Source organism: Rhizobium sp. TRM96647, from assembly GCF_025780115.1.
In the GTDB taxonomy this organism is placed as follows: Bacteria; Pseudomonadota; Alphaproteobacteria; order Rhizobiales; family Rhizobiaceae; genus Mycoplana.
Window position 1 is genome coordinate 1 of sequence record NZ_JAOXHF010000018.1, and the last position, 19,511, is coordinate 19,511.

Here is a 19,511-nt window from a genome sequence, read left to right on the forward strand (position 1 = left end):
CGTGCTCAAGGGCGGGACCGGCAAGGACACGCTCTACGGCGGCAAGGGTGCCGACGACCTCTATGGCGGCGGCGGCAAGGATGTGTTCGTGTTCAAGGCGGTGTCGGATTCGACCAAGTCGGCCCGCGACACGATCTTCGACTTCGGCTCGGGCGACATCATCGACCTGAAGGCGATCGACGCCAACACGACGAAGTCCGGCAACCAGGCCTTCACTTTCATCGGCACGGACGCCTTCTCCGACAAGGCCGGCGAGCTGCGCTATTCGAAGAGCGGCAAGGACACCTACGTCACCGCCGACACCAACGGCGACGGCAAAGCCGACTTCGCCCTCCATATCGACAAGCTCGTCACCCTCGACAAGGGAGACTTCCTGCTGTGAAGCGCCAGGCAGTCGTTGAGATCGAAAACGGGAGGCGGCCACATCGGCCGCCTCCATTCGTCGCGGATCATGGTTCCGCGAGCCCGCTCTCCTGCCGCTTCGAAGACACGGCACGCCACTTGGCTCGTAGCCGCTGATTGGAGCGCGAATGCCGAGGTGGGCAACCTGGTCTAGTCCGACATCAGGCCATCGAAGACTTCCAACATCGCCTCTACCACGGCCTGGCCCAGGGCATTGGCGGCTTGAGCGATCTTCTCATCGGCACCATCGCGCGCTGCCACCGCAAGATTGGCGCCTTGTTCGGCGACGATGGCACTGGCCCGCTCGATCGCCCATTGGGCGAAGTCGGCCCGGGATTCGATGGTTGTCGTTTCCATGGATAATCTCAAACGCTCCAGTATGATTGAGACCCTGACGGCAGGGTGGAGCCGACGCGCTCAGGTCTGGCGCTCGTGCTACCGATCCTTCTTCAGACGATCACCCGCGCCGCCTTGCCACTCAAGCCGGGCCTTGGCGCAGCGGGATTTGAGGTTCAGGCTGACCGATTGCGCCGTCAGCGTTCGGAACATTTCCGGCCCTGCATGCCCAACGATCGCCACGCCCGCCAGGAGCGCTGGCCGCAGATGGAGTGGCATGGTCTGCTTTTTCAAGCCTCAGCGATCGGGGTGGCCGTGACTTTGCGCGAAGGGCGTTCGGTGTTGTTCCGAAATTTGCGCGAAACCTTCGGCAGAAGTGCGAACTGCTCCCGAAACCCACGTCGAGGGCGATCTCGATCAGCGATTTGGACGTGCGTTCGATGAGGAGCATCGCCCTCTTCAAGCGGATTTTTTCGTAGGCCGCCGCTGGAGACATGCCGGTCTTGTTGTGAAAGATGCGTTCGAGCTGGCGGCGGGAAAGTCCAACGTTCAGCGCAATCTCGTCGATGCCGATCCGCTCGTCGAGATTTTGCTCCATGCAGAGCAGTGCTGCCTTGATACGGTCGTCGAAGTGGACCGGAAGCGAGATCGGCGCGCGGCTCTGGACTTCGTTGCCTTCGCGCCGGCGTTCCAGTTGAAGGATCTCAAGGGCGTTCTTCTCCGCGCTTTCGCCCACATGCCTTCGCACCAGCAGTGCCGCGAGATCGGCTACCGCGCTGCCGCCGGCGCAGGTGATGATACCGCCGTCCTCGACGAAGAGCCGCTGCGACGTCAGCCGGACATCCGGAAAACAGGCTCTGAACTCGGAATGGTGCAGCCAGCTGACACAGGCCTGCCGGTTGCGCAGAAGACCCAGACCGGCGAGGATGAAGCTGCCGGTGCAGACACCGATGATTCTGGTCTTCCGGCGCGAAGCCTCGTGCAGGAAGGCGATGGTTTCACGGTCGAGTTGTTCCTCGACATCGAGAAGGCCGCCGATGACGGCGATGTAGTCGAAGCGCTCCGGATTTCCCAGCCTGGTTGTCGGAGAGACCTGAATCCCGCTGCTCGACCGGATCATGTGTGGGGTGGCGCTGATCACGTCCCAGTCACACAGGAGCCGACCGGAACGGTCGTCGACGTCGCTGGCAAGCCTTAGCGTATCGACGAACAGGGAAAAGGCGCTCAAGGTGAAATGTCGCGCCAGGACGAAACCGACCTTCAGTTCGACGCCTGGGCGATGGCGCGTTTTGGGCGGCTCCGGACGGTTGGCGACGACATATCCTACCCCACGTTCGTGCATCACGGCTTCTCCTTCTCCGCGTGTCAGCCGGGCGTGCCGGGCAGGAGATGGGCGGCTTCAGGGCGCCAGGAGAGCCAGGCCGCGGCCCCTGGAGAAAGGTCGAGCCCTTCCAGTTCGTCGTGGCTCTTCTGTGCCTTCAATTCCAGCCCGGCGGCGGTGTTCTCCAGATGGATGACCGCCGTGGCGCCGACGAATTCCTCGCCGACGACCGACGCCTGTACGCCGTTGTAGCCTTCGCTTGGCGGCTCGTTGCCCAGATGGACACGGTCGTCCGAGACGACGAAGGTGGCCTGGTCCCCTTTGCGCAATGGCGTGGCCGTGTGGCGCGCGACGATGAATTCCCCGGCCCGCGTAGCGATCTTTATGGACCGGTCGTCGGTATCCACGACGCTGCCGGAGAAGATGTTGGACGAACCCAGGAATTCGGCGACGAAGCGGGTGCGCGGTGCCCGGTAGATCTCCTGCGGATTGCCGATCTGTTCGATCCGCCCCCGGCTCATGATCACGACGCGATCGGCCATCGAAAAGGCTTCGGACTGGCTATGGGTCACATAGACGAAGGTGATGCCGAGCTCGCGCTGGAGATTGGACAGCACCGTCTGCATCCTCACCTTGAGATGGGCATCGAGTGCCGACAGCGGCTCGTCGAGCAGGAGGATCTGCGGTTCCGTCACGAGCGAGCGGGCCAGTGCCACGCGCTGGCGCTGGCCGCCGGAAAGATGGTTGACGTTGCGGTCGGCGAACTCGGTGATCTGCATGCGCTCCAGCCATGTGTCGACCCGCTTTCGGCGTGCGGATTTTTCCACGCCGCGCATGCGCAGGCTGAACTCGACGTTCTCGCGGACGGTCAGGAACGGAAATAGCGCCAGGCTCTGCCAGACCATGGGCGTGTCCCGGCTCCAGGTCGGCAGGTCGTTGATACGCTTTCCGGCAAGGCGGATCTCTCCCTCGCTCGGTGTTTCGAGACCGGCCAGCATGCGCAGCGTGGTCGTCTTGCCGCAGCCGCTGGATCCCATGATGGCGAGGAATTCCCCCTGGCGGATTTCCAGGTCTGTCCTCTCCACGGCCACATAGGTGCCAAAGCGCTTGGCGACGCCATCGAATACAACGAGAGCCTCTTCGGTCATGCTATTGAACTCCGGCGTTTTCCGCTGCGGCCTTCGGCGCGCTTCCGCGTTTCATGAGAAGGATCTGGGCCAGCACCACCAGCGTCATGGAGACGACGAAGACGAAGGTACCGATGACGTTGATGCGGGGACTGACCTGCCCCTGCAGGAAGCCGAGTACCTTGACGGGCAGGGTCTCGTTGAGGCCGGAGACGAACCAGGCGACGGCGAACTCGTCGAAGGACACGGCCATGGTGATGAACAGCGCGGCAAGGATTGCCGGCTTGCAGAAGGGAATGATGACATGGCGCATCGCCATCCATTCCGACGCACCGAGGTTCCACGCGGCCGCCTCGAGCGACGGGTCCATCTGGGACAGCCGCAACCGGATGATCGCCATGGCGAAGGGCGCGCACATCACCACATGCGCGATGATGACCGAATGGGTGGCGCCGGAAAGGTGGACGTTCGACAGGAAGGCGAGCATCGCAAGGCCCAGGATGACCACCGGGATGGTCGGCGGCAGCAGCGCGAGCGCGAGATAGAGGGACTTGCCGATGAACCGGTAGCGAAAGTCGGTGTAGGCCGCGCCGAAGCCGATGGCCGTGGCAAGGATCGATACGCTGAGGCCCGTCACCAGGGTGTTCCGGAGGCCTTCCCAGACCAGCGGATCGGCGGCCACGGTCTCGTACCATATGGTCGAGAAGCCGCCGAGCGGCAAGGATGGAAACCGGTCGACATTGAACGAGAAGACGAAGCTGGCGCCAATCGGGGCGAAGATGAAGGCGAAGGCCAGCAGCAGGTAGAGCTTCAGAAGGAGCTCGATCAGCGGATTGCGATTGAAGGCGTTCATCGTCCGCGCTCCTTGTAGGCGTAGCGGACCGCCGCAAAGGCGACCATCAGCAAGGTTGCGATCATGGTCAGTGCGATCACTGCTGCCCGCGGCCATTGCTGGCCGGACTTGGTGGTATCCGTGATCAGGATGGAAAGCGTCGGCGGATCGCCGCCACCGAGATAGAGCGGGCTGACGAAATCGCCGAAGGTGAGGATGAAGCAGAAGAGAGCGGCGATGACCAGGCCGACCTTCGCCGAGGGAACGATGACCTCGAAGACCGTGCCGAAGCGCCCGCAGCCCAGATTGTGCGCCGCTTCGATCAGGTTTCTGTCGACGAAGATCAGGCTGAAGAGCTGCAGCAGGACGACCAGCGGCAGGCACAGGGTCAGGTAGCCGATCATCACCCCGAAACTCGTGTTGAGCATGGTGAAGGGCCCCAGTCCCACGCGGGCGAACAGGGCGTTGAAGATGCCGTTGTCGGAGAGGAATATCTGCCAGGAATAGACGCGCACGAGGTAGCTCGTGAAGAAGGGGATGACCATCAGGAAGATGGCCCACCGCCGCGCCGTGTCCGACAGCTTGAAGGCGATCGTATAGGCGAGGGGAAAGGCAAGCGCGCTTGCGATGGCGGCACAGGCGGCCGCAAGGGCGAAGGTGCGAAGATAGGCGTCCCAGAAGACGCTCCGCCCAAGGATCCTGACCCAGTTGACCGTGTCGAAATCCGGCTCCATCCGGAAGTTTTTGACCGTCCAGAAGCTCAGGGCGATCAGAAACAGCAACGGTGCGAGAAAGAACATGACCTGCCAGATCAGCATCGGCAGGGAGAAGGTCAATCCGTATAGGGTAATCGGTTTGCGCATCTGGCTGGCTCCGGGCTCAACATGCGGCAACTGGCCGGCGCCCGCAGAGCTGCCGGAGTGGAGGGGCGGACCGGAAGTCCGCCCCCAGGGGAGCGCAGGGGAGGTGCTGCCGCCCCCGTAACCGCCGGCTAGGCGCCCTTGTATTCGGACCAGAAGTCGTTCCAGTCCTCGAGGCTCTGCTGGATGGGCAATTGCCGGTACTTGATGCGCCCGTTGCGGATCATGTCCATCACGTTGCTCTCGTTGAGCAGCATTCCCTGGCGCCGGGCCTCTTCAGGCGTCTCTGTCTGCAGCAGTTCCCAGCCCTTCTGGTTGGGGATGAGCGCCGGATAGGCGGCCATGTTGGCCGATTTCACCTGGCCTTTGGCCGAGGTGCTGTACTGGATCCATTTCCTGGCGAGGTCCGCCTTCGCCGAACCCTTGCCGATGGAGAAGGATTCGGTCCATTGCAGCCCGCCCTCCTCGGGGATGACGCTGCGCACCTTGGCGCCGCTCTTTTCGAGCGTGCCGGTGATCCAGTCGCCGATGCCGGCCATGGCCAGCATCTGACCGTTTTGGAGGGACGAGAACGTACCGCCGTAGTCGAAGAAGCCGCCGACCTGCGGACGGAGCGTTTTTGTCTTCTCCTGCAGCTTCTCCCAGGCGTTCTCGTCGATGTCGTATGGCGAGGAATTCCCCTCCAGCAGGCTGATCTGGCCGAGATTGGGCAGGTGCCAGTCGAAATGCCCGACCTTGCCCTTCAGCTTTTCGTCCCAGAAGACGTTGTAGCTCGAGGCTTCCTTCTCCGTCAGCGCATCGGTGTTGTAGGCAACGCCCAGGAAGCCGAAGCGGGCAAGCACGGAGAAGAGCTTTCCGTCCTGCCAGTGGCCCGGGAACTGCTGGAACTCGGGAAAATAGTCGTCGAAGGCGTAGTCCTTCGGATCAAGCTCCTCGATATAGCCCGCGGCGTTGAGCTGCTGGACATATTCCGCGTCGGACAGGATGATATCGAACGTGCCGGGAGGCGACTGGGCGATCAGCCCGAGCATGTTGTCACCGCCGGTATAGTATTTGGGCTTGAACTTGACGTTGTTCTCCGCCTCGAACTCGGCGACGACGTCGGGCTCGGCATGCCCGTACCAGGCAAGCATGGTGAGTTCGACCGGTGCCGCGAAGGCCATCCGGCTGAGATACGGGGCGGCGAGAATTCCACCGCCCGCAAGGGTGGCTGTCTTGAGGATATCGCGCCGGGTCGGGCGCTCCGGCAAGATGGATTTGATGGTCATTGCATTCCCCTTCGCTTGTTATTGGAAGCGAGGGTATGCAGCGCTTATCCATTTGCAAAATTAATTCTCATAATTTTTGCATTAGGCTGCCTTATTGCCGGACCAGCTCGACATGAGCCCGGGTCGGGTCACCGGAGACCCCTGCCTCGTCGAGGCGCGCAATGGCATGATTGACCAGCCGGATGCCGGCATCCGACAGGCGAGGGTGCTTGTAGAACAAGCCGACCCGGATTTCGGCGAGTGGCGGAAAGCCGTCCTTCTCGTCCAGTATCCGCATGCCGGGCAGCATGGTGTAGCGGGTGAGCGCGCTGACGCCGAGGCCGTTGACGACCGCGTTCTGCAGCCCCGCTATGCCCGATCCCGTATAGGCGACACGCCAGCGGATATTGGCGGCGTCGAGCGCCTGGATCATGCGGGACCGATAGGCGCATCCTTCGGGATGGGCGGCGAGGGGAATGCCCTGCGCCCGGTCGAACCGGATGTCTTCCACGGCCGCCCAGACCGGCCGCTCGACCCAGGAGCGAGACAGGTATTGCGTGCTTTCGCCGTTGACCATGGCGATTGCGATATCCAGTTCGTCGGCACGCAGCCGGTCGAGGATTTCCGCGCTCCATCCGCAATGCAATTCGAGCGAGATTTCGGGATTCTGGCGGGTATATTCGGTGATCACACCTTGCAGAAAGGCCACCGCATAGTCGTTGGGCAACCCGACGCGAATAACGCCCGCGATCTTGGCCCGGTTGAAATAGGAGGCCGCCTCGTCGTTCATCCGCAGGATTTCCCGGGCGTAGCTCAGGAGCATCTCGCCTTCGCTTGTCAGCAGGAGCGTGCGGCCCACCTGCTTGATGATCGGCGCGCCCACCAGTTCCTCCAGCCGCCGGATCTGCAGGGAGATGGCCGGCTGGGTCCGCCCCAGGGCCTCGCCGGCCTTGGTGAAGGCGCCGAGATCGATCACGGAAACGAAGGTGCGCAGGAGGTCGGTCTGGAAGTTGACGATATGGCGCATGGATTTCAATTTCTCATACACGGATGATGAATATAAATTTCTCATATTTTCGGGCCGGCAGCAATTATTCCTCTCCGTTTTTGAAGAGGAGACGCCAATGCCGACCGATTCCGTATTTGCCGCCGAACTGCCATGGCCGGATTATGACAGCCGGGTCCGCGACGGCGCCGTGCCGATCCTTATTCCCATAGGGTCGATGGAACAGCACGGGCACCACATGCCGATGCATGTCGACGTGCTCCTGCCCACCGAATTCGCGCGGCGGGTGGCCGGGGAGGTGGGTGGCCTGGTCGCGCCCCCCTTTACCTATGGCTACAAGTCCCATCAGAAATCCGGCGGCGGCAATCACCTGCCCGGGACGACCAGCCTAGACGGAGCCACCCTGGTCGCGGCGCTGCGCGACGTGATCAAGGAATTCGCTCGCCATGGCGTGCGCAAGATATGCCTCGTCAACGGCCACTTCGAGAACTCCTGGTTCATCATCGAGGGGATCGATCTTGCCCTGCGCGAACTCAAGTGGAGCGGTATCGAAGACATCAAGATCGTCGTGCTTTCCTATTGGGACTTCGTCGACAAGGCGACGATTGCCCGGCTCTACCCGGACGGGTTCACCGGCTGGGACCTCGAGCATGGCGGCGTGCTCGAGACGTCGCTGATGCTCGCCCTCTATCCGCATCTGGTGGAGCTCGATCGGGCGGTCGATCACGCGCCGGCAAGCTTCCCACCCTACGATGTCTACCCACTGAGACCGGAATGGACGCCGCCGTGCGGCACGCTCTCCTCGCCGAAGGATGCGTCCGAAGAAAAGGGCCACATCCTTCTCGATGTCTGCGTCAAGGGTATCGTCTCGGCGCTGAAGACGGAGTTCCTTGCCTGACGCCGCCTCTCGGGCGGTCCTGGACGAAGAACAGGCCGGCAAGCATCCTTGCCGGCCTGTTTTCTATCGATCACCCATCCTTCCGCTCAATTGCGGATGATGTTGTGCTCCGGCCCGAAGGGGAAGCCGGTGATGTTCTCGGCGCCGTCTTCCGTCACGATCAGGATGTCGTGCTCCCGGTATCCGCCGGCCCCGGGAACGCCCTCGGGCAGCATGACCATCGGTTCCATGGAAACCACCATGCCCGGTTTCAGCACGGTATCGATGTCCTCGCGCAGTTCCACGCCCGCTTCCCGGCCATAATAGTGGCACAGCACGCCGAAGGAGTGACCGTAGCCGAAAGAACGATACTTCAGCAGGTCCCATTCGCGGTACATCTCGTTCAGCTCGATGGCGATATCCTTGCAGCGCGCACCCGGCTTGATGAGTTCGAGGCCGCGGCGGTGCACGGCGACGTTCTTCTCCCAGATGTCGAGGCTCGCATCGTCGACATGATCGCAGAACAGCGTTCGCTCGAGTGCCGTATAGTAGCCGAAGATCATCGGGAACGTGTTGAGCGAAAGGATGTCACCCGACTGGACGATACGATTGGTCACGGGATTGTGCGCGCCGTCCGTGTTGATGCCCGATTGGAACCACGTCCACGTGTCCATCAGTTCGACGAAGGGATGCGACTTGGCGATTTCGCGGATCATCGCATTGGTCGTGGCGATCGCGACCTCATGTTCCGGCACGCCCGCCTTGATGGCCGCCGCGCATGCCGCGCCGCCGACGTCGCAGACGCGCGCGCCCTCGCGGATCAGCTTCTGCTCCTCCAGTGACTTGATCGTGCGCATCCACATCGACGGCTGTCCGACATCGACGAACTCGACGCCCGGCAGCGCCTCCTCGAGCTGGCGGCGGAAATCGAGCGTGACGTGGTCGAACTCGATGCCGATGCGCTTGGCGCCTGACGTGAGCTGTCGGACGGCTTGATAGAAGTTGTCGCGTCGCCAGTCCGTATAGGTGACGTTGTCACCGAAGCTGCGACGCCACGGCTGGCCGCCGTCGATGCCGGCCGAGATGGTCGTGGCATTGTCTTGGTCGATGACCATTCCGTATTTGCGGCCGAAATAGCAGTAGAGCCAACCGGAATAGTAGTTGATGCAGTGGTAGGACGTGAACAGCGCCGCATCGACGTCGTTCTCCGCCATCCAGCGCCGCACGTCGCTCTGGCGGCGGCGCATCTCTCCGTCGGAAAAGGGTGAATATTCCTTCTCGCCATTATGCCATTTCATCACATGCAGCATGTCGTCCGTCATTGGGCTCCTCCATCTGTGGGACGTCGAATGAGCAGACGTTATAGGTCACACTGCCATCACAAAAATTTATTCATATGATAGGTGCATTTGGAAAGTTTATTTCTTTGGTCGGCCGGAAACTCGGGAGCCACGCCTAAGCAAAGTATTGGAAATACGGGCATTTGGGATGCAAATTTCCGCCCGGTCTTCATCGGCTGTACTCTGCCGGCAAGGTGGGAGGATGTCGATGATCCGCAATGCGTTCGAGATGCTGTGCCGCCGCGACTGGAAGACGCTCCCTGCCTTCTTCAAAGAGCGGCGGACGTCTCAAGCCTCGCCGCGCGATGTGCAGCCGGACATACGCTGGGACGATGCATCCGTGGGGATCTTCATCTGCGGCATGGGCAGGGGGGTATACGTACACCCATTGAACGGCAGGGTGCAGTCAAGCCTCCGGCCGGGCTTGTCGCAGATTTTCTCCGTAACGGGACGTTGACCATCGACGGAGAAATTCCCTCTCCGTCCCCCATCACGCCACCACAATAATACGCGCATGCACGTTCAAGCTGCGCGGACACGTTGGCTGTTGTCCATTTCTTTCGTGATGAGGCTGCCGCCCCCTTCACGCTTTGCAGTATAGAGAGCCTTGTCGGCTACTGCGAAGACATCCTTCGGCAGAAACCCCGAGGTCCCGAACACGGCGCCGATCGATACGCCCACGCGGACCTGCTTGCCGTCCCTTGAATAATCCTGCGCCAGGGCGGCGATGATCTCTCCGCCGATCCGGTTCGCCATATCGAGGGAAGAGCATCGATGCAGGATGGCAAATTCGTCGCCGCCAATGCGGGCAATGACGTCCGCCTGGTCGAGGATCTTCATCAGCCGGCGCGCAGTCTCCTTCAGACATTCGTCGCCGGCCTGATGACCGAACGAGTCGTTGACGAGCTTGAACCCGTCCATGTCGACGAGGAAAAGCACGGACTGATCGCCGGAGGAGCGACGGGCGCAGGCATGCTCGAATTCCTTTTCGAACTGGTTCCTATTGGCCAGTCCGGACAAGGCGTCGGTTTCCGCCAGTCGGCGGATCTGGTCGATCATGATCTTTTCGGAGGTAATGTCCTGCTTCAACCCGAATATCCGGACCGGGACATCGGACTCGCATTCAACGATTGCCGTGATCCGTATCCAGCGGTGGTTGCCTTTGGCAGTGATGATTTCCGCATCGAGCGAGAAACCGCCGCGCTCTTCAATGGCACGATTGCGAAGCCTGGTCAGTTCCGCGCGCGAGGCTTCTGTGTACATGTCTACGATCGACGGTCGGTCCAGGGTGGAACCGGGCAGCAGGTCAAACAGCTCGTAGACCATGTCGGTCCAGGTCAGGGCCTCGGAGGGAAGGGCGCATTCCCAGACGCCGATGCGTGCAGCCTTCGATGAGCGTTCGAAGATCTTCCTGAGATGGGCGATTTCGGCTGCGCTGGCGCTTGGGTTTCCAAGTGCCGGTTCCCCCAGCCATTGCGCGAATCTGGTGCTGAGACCTGCGATCCAGCTTCTCGGGGATACCAAAGCCATAGCCCGTTTCTACCCATATCTCGGAGTCGACGCTTCCAAAATTAGGGAGCAACCTTGAAGGAACTGTTTCCAAGTGTGCAAGCGTTTCGTTTTCGACATTGGGGCCAAGGGCGCATCTGGCACGGGAATGCTCGCAAAATGATGCGGACGCCGGAGAGCGCCGAAACCGGTCCCGATGACAAACGAATGGGCGAACTGGTCAGCTGTGTCGACCTGGAGGCGAGGGACGTCTCGATCGTCTGCTGCGGGTGATCGGTAAAATCGAGCGTTGCCCTGCGCCTATTTCATTGTCGCCGCGTTCCAAACCTTGTCCGGCTCGACTTCGACCGCCTCGTGGGCCTCCTGCCACTTGTCGATGCCATCCGGGAACCAGTGAACGCCGGTATAGCCCTTCATCACCAGCCGCTTTCCGGCGTTCCAGCTGCCCCAGCACTGGGGACGGCAGAAGGTGACGACCGGCTTTGATCTGTCGCCTTGCGTCAGTTCCTCCAGACGACGAAAAAATGCTTCCTCCTGCGCGGCATCGAAGGCCGCTGCACCGCCTCCCGGAAACCACACGGCGCCCGGAATGGAGCGATGGGTCGGCAGCCACAGCCGATCCTTTGGAAAGTCTTCCGGCTTCTTGTCGGCGGGGCCGACATCCAGAAGGACCGGTTTTTCCGGAAGGAGCGCCTCGAGAGCCGGCAGGCCGACGACCACGGCACCCTTCAGCGTCGCCGGGGTTTCTCCCCGCATCGGGCCGGTCCACATGCCGTCCGGTTCCTTCACCTCGGCCGACGACGCCTGCGTGACCGTGGCGGCGAGAAACAATGCAATCGCGAGTGAAGCGGCTGGCTTCACCAGGTATCCCATCAGGCCCGACATGTCCGCCCCCCTTACTGGGTAACGGAAGGCACGTCGAAAGTCTGTTCCCAACGGCCTCCCTTGGTGTCGGATGCGACGACCTTCATCGGACCTTCGCCGCGCGGAATGAAACCGAAGCCGAGCGCGGGATTCGTGGACAGGGAAATATCGCCGACGATGTCCAGTACGTCCTGGTCCCCATATGAGACGGTCACCTTGTCGATGTAGCGCGGGGGCGTGTAGAGCCGGGTGAGCTGGTTCATCTGCATTCCGTTGAAGTTCGGATGACGGATCATCAGCGTCGCCTCCGAGGGCTTTTCCTGCTGGATGTCCTTCGCGAATTTCATCCTCATGTCTCCCATCCCCTTCATCGCTTCTGCGTCACTCGGTCCGGACGGCGCCGAGCAGCCACCCGAAGCCTTCACGAAGGCCACAGTGGAATACAGCTTTCCGTCCTTCGTCTCGGCGACAGCGTGAACATTGGTATAGGTGTCGATCCGGACGCGCAGGTGCAGCGTGCCCGGATCGGCGGCCGGCCCGAAGGTGACATGAGCGGCGAGCGGGGCAGGGTTGTCGTCGATCACGAGATAGACCGACTTGATCTTGTCCTTCTCCGGCATTGTCAGGGTGATCGGTACGAGCGCGGCATCCTGGGCGCGCTTCGGCGCTTCGATCCTGATCAGGGTATCCGTCGGCAGAACCTCGCGGTCATCGAAAAGGTAGTCGGCAATCAGCTGCCAGCGCTCCTCCCGCCTGGCATCGGCCTCGGAGGCATCCACAACGGTTGCCGATGTTGCACAGAACACCGTGACCAGAGCCGCCGCGAGGGCATGTCGAACTATCTGTATCATATTCTCCTCCTCCCGCCTGAATGGGATCGCTATTCCCATTCAAGCTCCTTGTAGGCCTGAATGACGTTACGGCTGTGATAGTCCTCGGACAGCGCCCAGCCTTCGGCTGCACTCGCGGCGACCGTCCGGCTGGCTTCGTCGATTGGAATGCCCTCCGCTATCGCCGTGCGCGTCTCGTCCTGGAGGGTCGTCAGGTAGCGCCGCTGTATGGCCATGGCCGGCTCGAACTCCACCATTGCCGGCCCATGTCCCGGCACGGCACGGGCAGCACCAAGCTTTGCAAGCCGTTCGGCTTCGGCGAGCCATCCCGGCAAGCTTCCATCCAGGGAGGGAATGCGGCCGACGAAAAGCAGATCCGCAGGAAAAAGCGTTCCCGTGGATGTATCGAGCATCGACAGGTCGCAATCCGTATGCGCGGTCCGGTGCGCGATGATCCGGACCAGACGGTCGCCGAGATCGATTTCGGCGACATCGTCTATCTCTCGGGTGGGATAGACGAGGCTGCCTGCATTCTCTTGCCCGAGCACCTCGACGAGGCGTTGATGATAGTAGCCTCCTCGTGCGTCGAGCGCTGGCCGCAGGGCGTGGTGGCCTATGAATTCCGGTTGCTCCGCGACAAAGGCTGCAGCACCGAAGCAATGATCGGGGTGGACGTGGGTCATCACGACGTGCCGGATCGGCTTGCTCGTCCGCTTTCTGATTTCCGAGTGCAGCCACCGGCCATCTGCCGCACTGCCTCCCGGATCGATGACGAGCACGCTGTCACGTCCGACAATGAAGCCGATATTGGCAATGGCACCCTTGTTGGTCGCTGTCGTCTCCTCGTGCGGTGCCTCGCGGATGAAGAGACCATTGCCGAGATCCTTCAATGCAAAGGTCTGGGCGGCAAGGCCGGTCGCCGGCAGACAGCATAGGCAGAAACCGAGCGAAAGGGCTCCGCGCCGCGTGAAACGGACCTCGCCGATCGCCTGCCGGATCCTGCCGGCGCCTGTGAGCTCAAATCCTGACATGCCAAAGCCTACCACCGCTCGCTCTGGTCCGGTAGTGGCCGCATGAAGCTCTTGTTTGCGGCATTGGCCGGTCGATAGATCGGTCGCGGCCGAGCAAAGTGGCGACGTGACGGCGATTCACTCACATGCTGCTGCGAGCTCGGCCGAGCACCGTGACCTTACGCAACGTCGCCACGCAGATCTGGCGCGAAATCGGCAGCGTGACGACCAACACGCTAGCGACCCTGCGCCAATCGTTCGACAACTTAACGGTGCCCTGCTGGATTGATCGGAGCGCCAAAAGAAAGCTCGCATCAGGACTCTCTTTCAATCCTGGTCCGTCGGAATCATCCCGCGATGACAGACGCTTGTCGTGTGGTTGATCTACCGTGTGAAGCCGTTTTTCCTCAGGAGCTTATTGTCTATCTGTAGTTCCTTGGTGCATGCCCATATCGTTTCTTGAAGGCGTTGGAGAAATACTGGCTCGAATTGAAGCCGCAGCTCAGCGCGATTTCTGTAACGCTCGTGTTGCACCGTTCCTGGAGGAGGCGCGAGGCCTGTTCCAGGCGCAGATGCTGTAGGTACTGGCGCGGCGCCATGTTGGTGAGCTTCTTGCAATAATCGGAAAAACGGGTGCGTGAGAGCCCACATTCCTCCGCCATTCCTTCAAGCGACCAGTCCTCCTCCAGCGCATGGGCGAGCCGCCGCAGGAAGATCGCGACTGTGTGCTGCGAAGTCGAGAGATCCGGGTCGAGTGTCGGGACCTGCTCGCTCATCCGGTCGATCAGGCTCAGCATCATGGCGTTGATCGCCACTTTCAGGCGCGTTTCCCCGTCCTGCGGACTACGGTCGAGCAGGATCGACGGGATCGCCTCGAAGGCGCGGCAGAGTTCCGCGCCGCCGTCCCAGACTGGCTGATTGTTCTGAGTCAGGATCTCGCCTAGTCGTTCGGCCTCGTCTGTGGAGAAAACCAGCCAGTCCGGCCAGTCGGGCGTCTCGCTTGGCCGGCGAAGGCCCGCGTCGAGAATGATCCAGAGAAGCCGGCTCGGGCCGACATTCGGATTGCCGATGGCGTGCAGTTGCCACGGGCGGATAACGATGAACTGGCCCTGCTTGAACGCGTAGGTCCGGTCGTCCACCACCAGATCGAGGCTGCCGCGGGCAAGATAGGCGATCTTGAAGCCCTCGTTGCAATGTCGGCCGAGCCCCCAGGACTGGCTATGCCGCGCATCCCAGAAACCGACGGTACGGATGCCCGGCAGGCGTTCGCCGAGCGAAATGCCGGGGTAGCTGCCGCGCGTCCAGGCGTGAAGCTCGACCTCGCCCTGACGGGCGGCGGCCTGTAATTCCTTGCAATTGTCCGCATACATGGTCGAGCCGGGCTGGCGGAAGACCGAAGGCCGGCAATCGGCCGCGGATATGACGGCATGTCTGTTCACTTCGCGCCTCCCAACACAAAATGACTTAAGAAATTTACCACTGTTGTCATCCGCAAGAATTGCCGAGTCAAGCCTGCCATTGTGCCTTCGTCGCGGATGCCTGACGGGGACGGGTTGGCGCGGGAAGGGGAGGACACCAGTGAAAGTCGCATTCAACCTGCTCGTGATCGGCACAGACATTGGCATGCAGCACGCGCGCCAGCTCGAACGGCTGAAGGCGCTGGGGTATGACGCAGTGGAAATCCCCGTCTTCTCCGGCAGCGAGCAGCACTATGCGGCGCTCGGCCGGCTGCTTGCCGATATCGGCCTTGTGGCCGGGGCTGCCGCCGTCGCCACGCCGCAAGCCAATCCGGTGAGTGCGGATGCATCCATACGCGCAAAAGCACGTGATCATCATCGCTGGATCGTCGACTGCACGGCGGCGATGGGTGGCGAGATCATTGCAGGTCCGCTGCATTCGCCCGTCGGCGTCTTCACCGGTTTCGGGCCGACGCCCGAGGAATTCGACCGCTGCGTCGAGGCGATGCGCGCGCTGGCAGACTATGCAGCGCCTGCCGGAATTCGCATTTCGGCGGAGGCCGTCAACCGTTTCGAATGCTACATGATGTCGACCATCGCCCAGGCATCGGCGATCCACCACGCCATCAACCACCCCAATTATGGCTACATGTTCGACACGTTCCACGCCAATATCGAGGAAAAGGATCCGCCGGCGACCTATGAGCGCTATCACGGCGAGATCAACCATTTCCACGTCTCCGAAAACGACCGTGGCGTACCCGGTTCCGGCCATGTGCCGTTCGCGGCGCATTTCGACGCGCTGCGCCGCTGCGGCTATGACGGCTGGCTGACCGTCGAATCCTTCGGCCGTGCCCTGCCGGAACTTGCCGGCGCGACGCGCGTCTGGCGCGACCTGTTCGACGATCTCGACAGCCTCTTTGCCGAAAGCGTCGCCTTCATCCGCCGGGAATGGGCGGCGGCGGGAGAGCGGCTGGCATGACGGCCGTCCCCTCTCTCAGCATGACCGGTATCAGTAAGGCCTTTCCGGGTGTTCGCGCGCTCGACGGCGTGGATTTCGAGTGCCTGCCGGGCGAGGTCCACGCGATCTGCGGCGAAAACGGTGCCGGAAAATCGACGCTGATGAAAATCCTCGGCGGCAGCTACAGGCCTGATGCCGGGACCATTCATCTCGCTGGAAAGACGGTGCAATTCACACATCCCCGGCAGGCGGCGGAAGCGGGTATCGCGATCATCCACCAGGAACTCAGCCTTCTGCCGCACCGCACGGTGGCGGACAACATCTTCATGGGACGCGAGATCGCGCGGCACGGCATCCTGGACAAGGCGGCGATGCGGGAGAGGGCCGCAGCGCTTCTTGATCGCATCGGTGCGCAGATCGACCCGCAGGCGCTGGTCTCTTCGCTTTCCATCGCCCTGCAGCAACTGGTCGAAATCGCCAAGGCGCTCCTGCTCGATGCGCGCATCCTCGTCATGGACGAACCCACGGCCGCGCTCGACGAGCGCGACAGCCGCACGCTTCTCAATCTGGTCGATGGGCTTCGCGGGGAGGGCGTTTCGATCATTTATATCTCCCACCGCATGCCCGAGGTCACGGCCATCGCCGACCGCATCACCATCCTCAAGGACGGCCAGAAGATCTGGACACGGCCGCGCGATGCCGCGCCCATCAGCGAGATCGTGCGCGCCATGGTCGGCCGCGACCTCAAGGATTTCTATCCGTCCCCGCCCGCTTCCGCGCCGGGCGAGGTCCTCGTTGCCATCACGGGTGGGACGAATTCCGGTTTGCGCGATATTACCTTCGATGTGCGGGCCGGCGAGATCGTCGGCGTGGCGGGGCTGGAGGATTCCGGCAAGGGTGCGCTCGCGCAGGCGCTCGTCGGGGATGTTCCCTTTATAGACGGCACGGTTGCGCTTCGCGGCGAGACGATCGCTCTTCGCACGCCGCGGCAGGCCACGGCCGCCGGTATCGGCTACCTGCCGGGCGACCGCAAGCGCGAGGGGCTGGCGCTGCGCCAGTCCGTACGCGACAATGCGCTCCTGACGCTGCGTTCCATGGCCGGCTTTTTCACGCGCCCGCAGAGTGGCGCGCTTGCGTCCGCTGTCATCGACGAAAGGCTGCGCGCGATGGACGTGCGTGCGGCGAATTTCGGCCAGGAGATCGGCACGCTCTCGGGCGGCAACCAGCAAAAGGCGATCATCGTGCGCTGGCTGGCCCAGGCGTCGGACATTCTCGTCTTCGTCGAGCCGACGCGCGGCATCGACATCGCGGCCAAGGCGGCCATCTACGACACGATGCGGCGCTTCGCCGATGCCGGCCGCGGCATCGTCGTCATCTCCTCCGACATGCCGGAACTCATCGGCATTGCCGACCGCGTGCTCGTCATGCACCAGGGCCGCCTGTCCGGTGCCGTGCCGCGAGGCGCGAGTGAAGAGGACATCATGCATCTTGCGCTCGGCCTTGCAGAGGCGCGACACGAGGAGTCCGGCGCATGACGACGGATGTTGTGAAGCCGAAGCCGGGCCTGTCCGTCGCCGTCCTGCTTGCGGGACTTTCCATAGGATTTTTCGTCGTCGTGGCGCTTGCGACCGGCGAAACCGCGCAGTTGAGCGGGCAGGGCATTGCCGGCCTGCTTCAGCGTATGGTTGCGCTCGGACTCGTCGCGATCGGCCAGACTTTCGTGATCCTCGTCGGTTCGATCGATCTCTCCGTCGCCGCGCTGATCAGCGCCGTCGCCGTCCTCGCCTCGCACATCATGCAGGGCGATCCGGCGATGATGCTGCCAGCGGTTCTCCTGTGTCTCGGTCTTTGCATCGCGGTGGGCTTCGTCAACGGCGCGCTGGTCGCCTATGGCGGCATCAATCCATTGATCGCGACGCTTGGAACCGGCCTTGTCATCCAGGGCGTCCTCGCTGCATCGTTCGGCGCGCTTCAGGGTTCCGTGGCGCGGGAGTTTCAGGTCGTCGCCTATGGCAGCGTTCTGGGCGTGCCCTATTCGCTGCTGCTTCTCGCTAGCCTGTCGCTTGTTGCCGGCTTTGTGCTCGACCGCACGCTCTTCGGCGCGCGCATCTATGCGGTCGGCGGCAACCCCGATGGTGCGCGGCTTGCCGGCATCCGCACGGAGCGGGTCATTCTGTTCGCCCATTTGGTCGCCAGCCTCTTTGCCGGCGCCGCAGGGCTTTATCTCGCCGCGCGGCTACAATCCGGCACGCCATGGATCGGCCGCGACGGCATCTACGATCTCGAATCGATCGCCGTCACCGTCATCGGCGGCACGATACTTGCTGGCGGCAAGGGTGGCGTTGCGGGTACGCTCGCTGGTGTCCTGCTGTTCGCCAGCCTCGATGCGGGTTTCAACATGCTCGGCATCGACGCCTTCCTCAAACAGGTGCTGCGTGGGGCCATTGTGATCGCCGCCGTCGCCGTCCATGCCGTTCGCGCAAGGGGGCATGTCGCATGACCACCGTTCCGCAGACCTCTTTGTCCCTTCGCCGCCCGGCGCGCCTCGCCCTCAATGCCGGCCTCGTGATCTTCGTTGCCCTCTACGCAGCCATTGCCTTTCTCCAGCCGAACTATCTGGAGCTCGGCCTGTTCATGAACTTCCTGCGACGAGCGGCACCGCTCGTCATTCTCGCCTGCGGACAGCTCTATGTCATCCTGACGGGCGGCTTCGATCTCTCCATGGGCGCGGTCGCGACGCTCGTGGTGCTGGCCGCTTCGATCCTCATCAACGGGGATCCCGATACCACCTGGGCGGTCATCGGCGCGCTCTATGCCATGGGTATTGCCGTCGGCCTGGTGAATGGTCTCGTCGTCACCTTCCTCAAGGTGCCTTCGATCATTACAACCCTCGGCACCATGCTTCTCGTCAACGGGCTGGCGCTCGCCTGGTCCGGCGGGGCGGCGCGCGGTGACCTACCGGACAATTTCCGCAATCTCGGGCGGCTCGTCTGGCGCGACGTGCCGGTGATCGGTACGCTTCCGCTTGCAGCGGTCGTACTCGCCGGCTTCGTGGCGCTCGTCTGGTTCGGCCTGAACGGCACGGTCTATGGCAAGCGGGCGCTCGCCGTCGGCGACAATCCGCGCGCGGCCGAACTCGCCGGAACGCCGGTCGCGGCGACACGGATTCTCGCCTTCGTGGTCTCGGCGGTCTCGGCCGTGACAGCCGGCATCCTGATCGGCGGCTTCTCCGGTGTTTCCGTCAATGCGGGCGAGGGGCTGGAACTGCAGGCGATCGCTGCCTGCGTCATCGGTGGCGCGCAACTCCTCGGCGGGCGCGGCTCCATCTGGAGCGCGGTCTTCGGGGCGCTCAGCCTCTTCGCGCTCTTCACCTTGCTCAATCTATTGGGCCTGCCGCAGGCGCTGCGCGACAGCATTCAGGGGCTGATCCTGATCGCTGCCGTCGGCGCCAGCACGTGGCGCATCCGCCGGCGGACCTGAACCCGGTATTCGATATCAACCGCCGGCGCAGCCGGCTTTCTGGAGGAGGAAG

At 62.5% G+C, this 19,511-nt stretch carries 20 protein-coding genes; 7 read left to right on the forward strand and 13 right to left on the reverse strand.

Annotated elements, in window-relative coordinates; all coding sequences use genetic code 11:
* The coding region (locus OCK02_RS23445; RefSeq protein WP_263815113.1) for a M10 family metallopeptidase C-terminal domain-containing protein at window positions 1–382 on the forward strand (382 nt) is incomplete at its 5' end.
* A gap of 170 nt (window positions 383–552) precedes the next feature.
* On the opposite strand, the gene OCK02_RS23450 is transcribed toward OCK02_RS23445, so the two are convergent.
* The 7 genes from OCK02_RS23450 to OCK02_RS23480 form a co-directional block, all read right to left on the reverse strand.
* On the reverse strand, window positions 553–759 hold the full coding sequence (locus tag OCK02_RS23450) for a hypothetical protein (RefSeq protein ID WP_263815114.1): 207 nt from the start codon (window positions 757–759) through the stop codon (window positions 553–555).
* A 121-nt stretch (window positions 760–880) separates the two neighbouring features.
* A complete protein-coding gene (locus OCK02_RS23455; protein ID WP_412178909.1) occupies window positions 881–2,080 on the reverse strand; it encodes a GlxA family transcriptional regulator in 1,200 nt (399 codons plus the stop codon).
* 23 nt (window positions 2,081–2,103) lie between these two features.
* Complete coding sequence (locus tag OCK02_RS23460; RefSeq protein ID WP_263815116.1) at window positions 2,104–3,207, reverse strand: ABC transporter ATP-binding protein; 1,104 nt, start codon at window positions 3,205–3,207, stop codon at window positions 2,104–2,106.
* Window position 3,208: 1 nt separating this feature from the next.
* On the reverse strand, window positions 3,209–4,039 hold the full coding sequence (locus tag OCK02_RS23465) for an ABC transporter permease (RefSeq protein ID WP_263815117.1): 831 nt from the start codon (window positions 4,037–4,039) through the stop codon (window positions 3,209–3,211).
* Entirely contained in the window at window positions 4,036–4,881 is an 846-nt protein-coding gene (locus tag OCK02_RS23470) for an ABC transporter permease (protein ID WP_263815118.1), read from the reverse strand. The genes OCK02_RS23465 and OCK02_RS23470 overlap by 4 nt, the downstream gene beginning before the upstream one ends.
* 128 nt (window positions 4,882–5,009) lie before the next feature.
* On the reverse strand, window positions 5,010–6,146 hold the full coding sequence (locus OCK02_RS23475; protein ID WP_263815119.1) for a spermidine/putrescine ABC transporter substrate-binding protein: 1,137 nt from the start codon (window positions 6,144–6,146) through the stop codon (window positions 5,010–5,012).
* Window positions 6,147–6,237: 91 nt separating this feature from the next.
* Window positions 6,238–7,152: a LysR substrate-binding domain-containing protein gene (locus OCK02_RS23480; RefSeq protein ID WP_230808400.1), complete on the reverse strand. Its 915-nt coding sequence runs from the start codon at window positions 7,150–7,152 to the stop codon at window positions 6,238–6,240.
* 97 nt (window positions 7,153–7,249) lie between these two features.
* Here OCK02_RS23480 and OCK02_RS23485 point away from each other — a divergent pair, with 97 nt between their 5' ends.
* Window positions 7,250–8,029: a creatininase gene (locus tag OCK02_RS23485; RefSeq protein WP_263815120.1), complete on the forward strand. Its 780-nt coding sequence runs from the start codon at window positions 7,250–7,252 to the stop codon at window positions 8,027–8,029.
* Between the two features lie 86 nt (window positions 8,030–8,115).
* Here the strand turns inward: OCK02_RS23485 and OCK02_RS23490 are convergent, their stop codons facing one another.
* Window positions 8,116–9,330 carry a M24 family metallopeptidase gene (locus tag OCK02_RS23490; RefSeq protein WP_263815121.1) on the reverse strand — a complete coding sequence of 405 codons (1,215 nt, stop codon included), beginning with the start codon at window positions 9,328–9,330 and terminating at the stop codon, window positions 8,116–8,118.
* 226 nt (window positions 9,331–9,556) lie between these two features.
* Between OCK02_RS23490 and OCK02_RS23495 the strand changes: the two genes are divergently transcribed.
* Window positions 9,557–9,805 (forward strand): hypothetical protein, encoded by a 249-nt coding sequence (locus OCK02_RS23495; protein WP_263815122.1) that lies wholly within the window; start codon window positions 9,557–9,559, stop codon window positions 9,803–9,805.
* Between the two features lie 65 nt (window positions 9,806–9,870).
* Here the strand turns inward: OCK02_RS23495 and OCK02_RS23500 are convergent, their stop codons facing one another.
* From OCK02_RS23500 to OCK02_RS23520, 5 genes are all read right to left on the reverse strand, one after another.
* The gene (locus OCK02_RS23500; RefSeq protein WP_263815123.1) at window positions 9,871–10,878 is read right to left on the reverse strand and encodes a GGDEF domain-containing protein; all 1,008 of its coding nucleotides are present in this window, start codon (window positions 10,876–10,878) and stop codon (window positions 9,871–9,873) included.
* Between the two features lie 279 nt (window positions 10,879–11,157).
* Window positions 11,158–11,730 carry a rhodanese-like domain-containing protein gene (locus tag OCK02_RS23505; RefSeq protein ID WP_412178910.1) on the reverse strand — a complete coding sequence of 191 codons (573 nt, stop codon included), beginning with the start codon at window positions 11,728–11,730 and terminating at the stop codon, window positions 11,158–11,160.
* Window positions 11,731–11,753: 23 nt separating this feature from the next.
* Window positions 11,754–12,611 carry a quinoprotein dehydrogenase-associated SoxYZ-like carrier gene (locus OCK02_RS23510; protein ID WP_263815124.1) on the reverse strand — a complete coding sequence of 286 codons (858 nt, stop codon included), beginning with the start codon at window positions 12,609–12,611 and terminating at the stop codon, window positions 11,754–11,756.
* Entirely contained in the window at window positions 12,602–13,597 is a 996-nt protein-coding gene (locus tag OCK02_RS23515; RefSeq protein WP_263815125.1) for a quinoprotein relay system zinc metallohydrolase 2, read from the reverse strand. Before OCK02_RS23515 ends, OCK02_RS23510 begins: the two co-directional genes overlap by 10 nt.
* 386 nt (window positions 13,598–13,983) lie before the next feature.
* Complete coding sequence (locus OCK02_RS23520) at window positions 13,984–15,000, reverse strand: AraC family transcriptional regulator (protein WP_263815126.1); 1,017 nt, start codon at window positions 14,998–15,000, stop codon at window positions 13,984–13,986.
* 139 nt (window positions 15,001–15,139) lie between these two features.
* Between OCK02_RS23520 and OCK02_RS23525 the strand changes: the two genes are divergently transcribed.
* The 4 genes from OCK02_RS23525 to OCK02_RS23540 are packed head-to-tail and all read left to right on the forward strand — an operon-like array spanning window position 15,140 to window position 19,459.
* Window positions 15,140–16,000 carry a sugar phosphate isomerase/epimerase family protein gene (locus OCK02_RS23525; RefSeq protein WP_263815127.1) on the forward strand — a complete coding sequence of 287 codons (861 nt, stop codon included), beginning with the start codon at window positions 15,140–15,142 and terminating at the stop codon, window positions 15,998–16,000.
* Window positions 15,997–17,514 (forward strand): sugar ABC transporter ATP-binding protein, encoded by a 1,518-nt coding sequence (locus OCK02_RS23530; protein ID WP_263815128.1) that lies wholly within the window; start codon window positions 15,997–15,999, stop codon window positions 17,512–17,514. The genes OCK02_RS23525 and OCK02_RS23530 overlap by 4 nt, the downstream gene beginning before the upstream one ends.
* Window positions 17,511–18,479 (forward strand): ABC transporter permease, encoded by a 969-nt coding sequence (locus OCK02_RS23535; RefSeq protein WP_263815129.1) that lies wholly within the window; start codon window positions 17,511–17,513, stop codon window positions 18,477–18,479. The genes OCK02_RS23530 and OCK02_RS23535 overlap by 4 nt, the downstream gene beginning before the upstream one ends.
* Window positions 18,476–19,459 carry an ABC transporter permease gene (locus OCK02_RS23540; RefSeq protein ID WP_263815130.1) on the forward strand — a complete coding sequence of 328 codons (984 nt, stop codon included), beginning with the start codon at window positions 18,476–18,478 and terminating at the stop codon, window positions 19,457–19,459. The genes OCK02_RS23535 and OCK02_RS23540 overlap by 4 nt, the downstream gene beginning before the upstream one ends.
* Window positions 19,460–19,511: the final 52 nt, after the last annotated feature.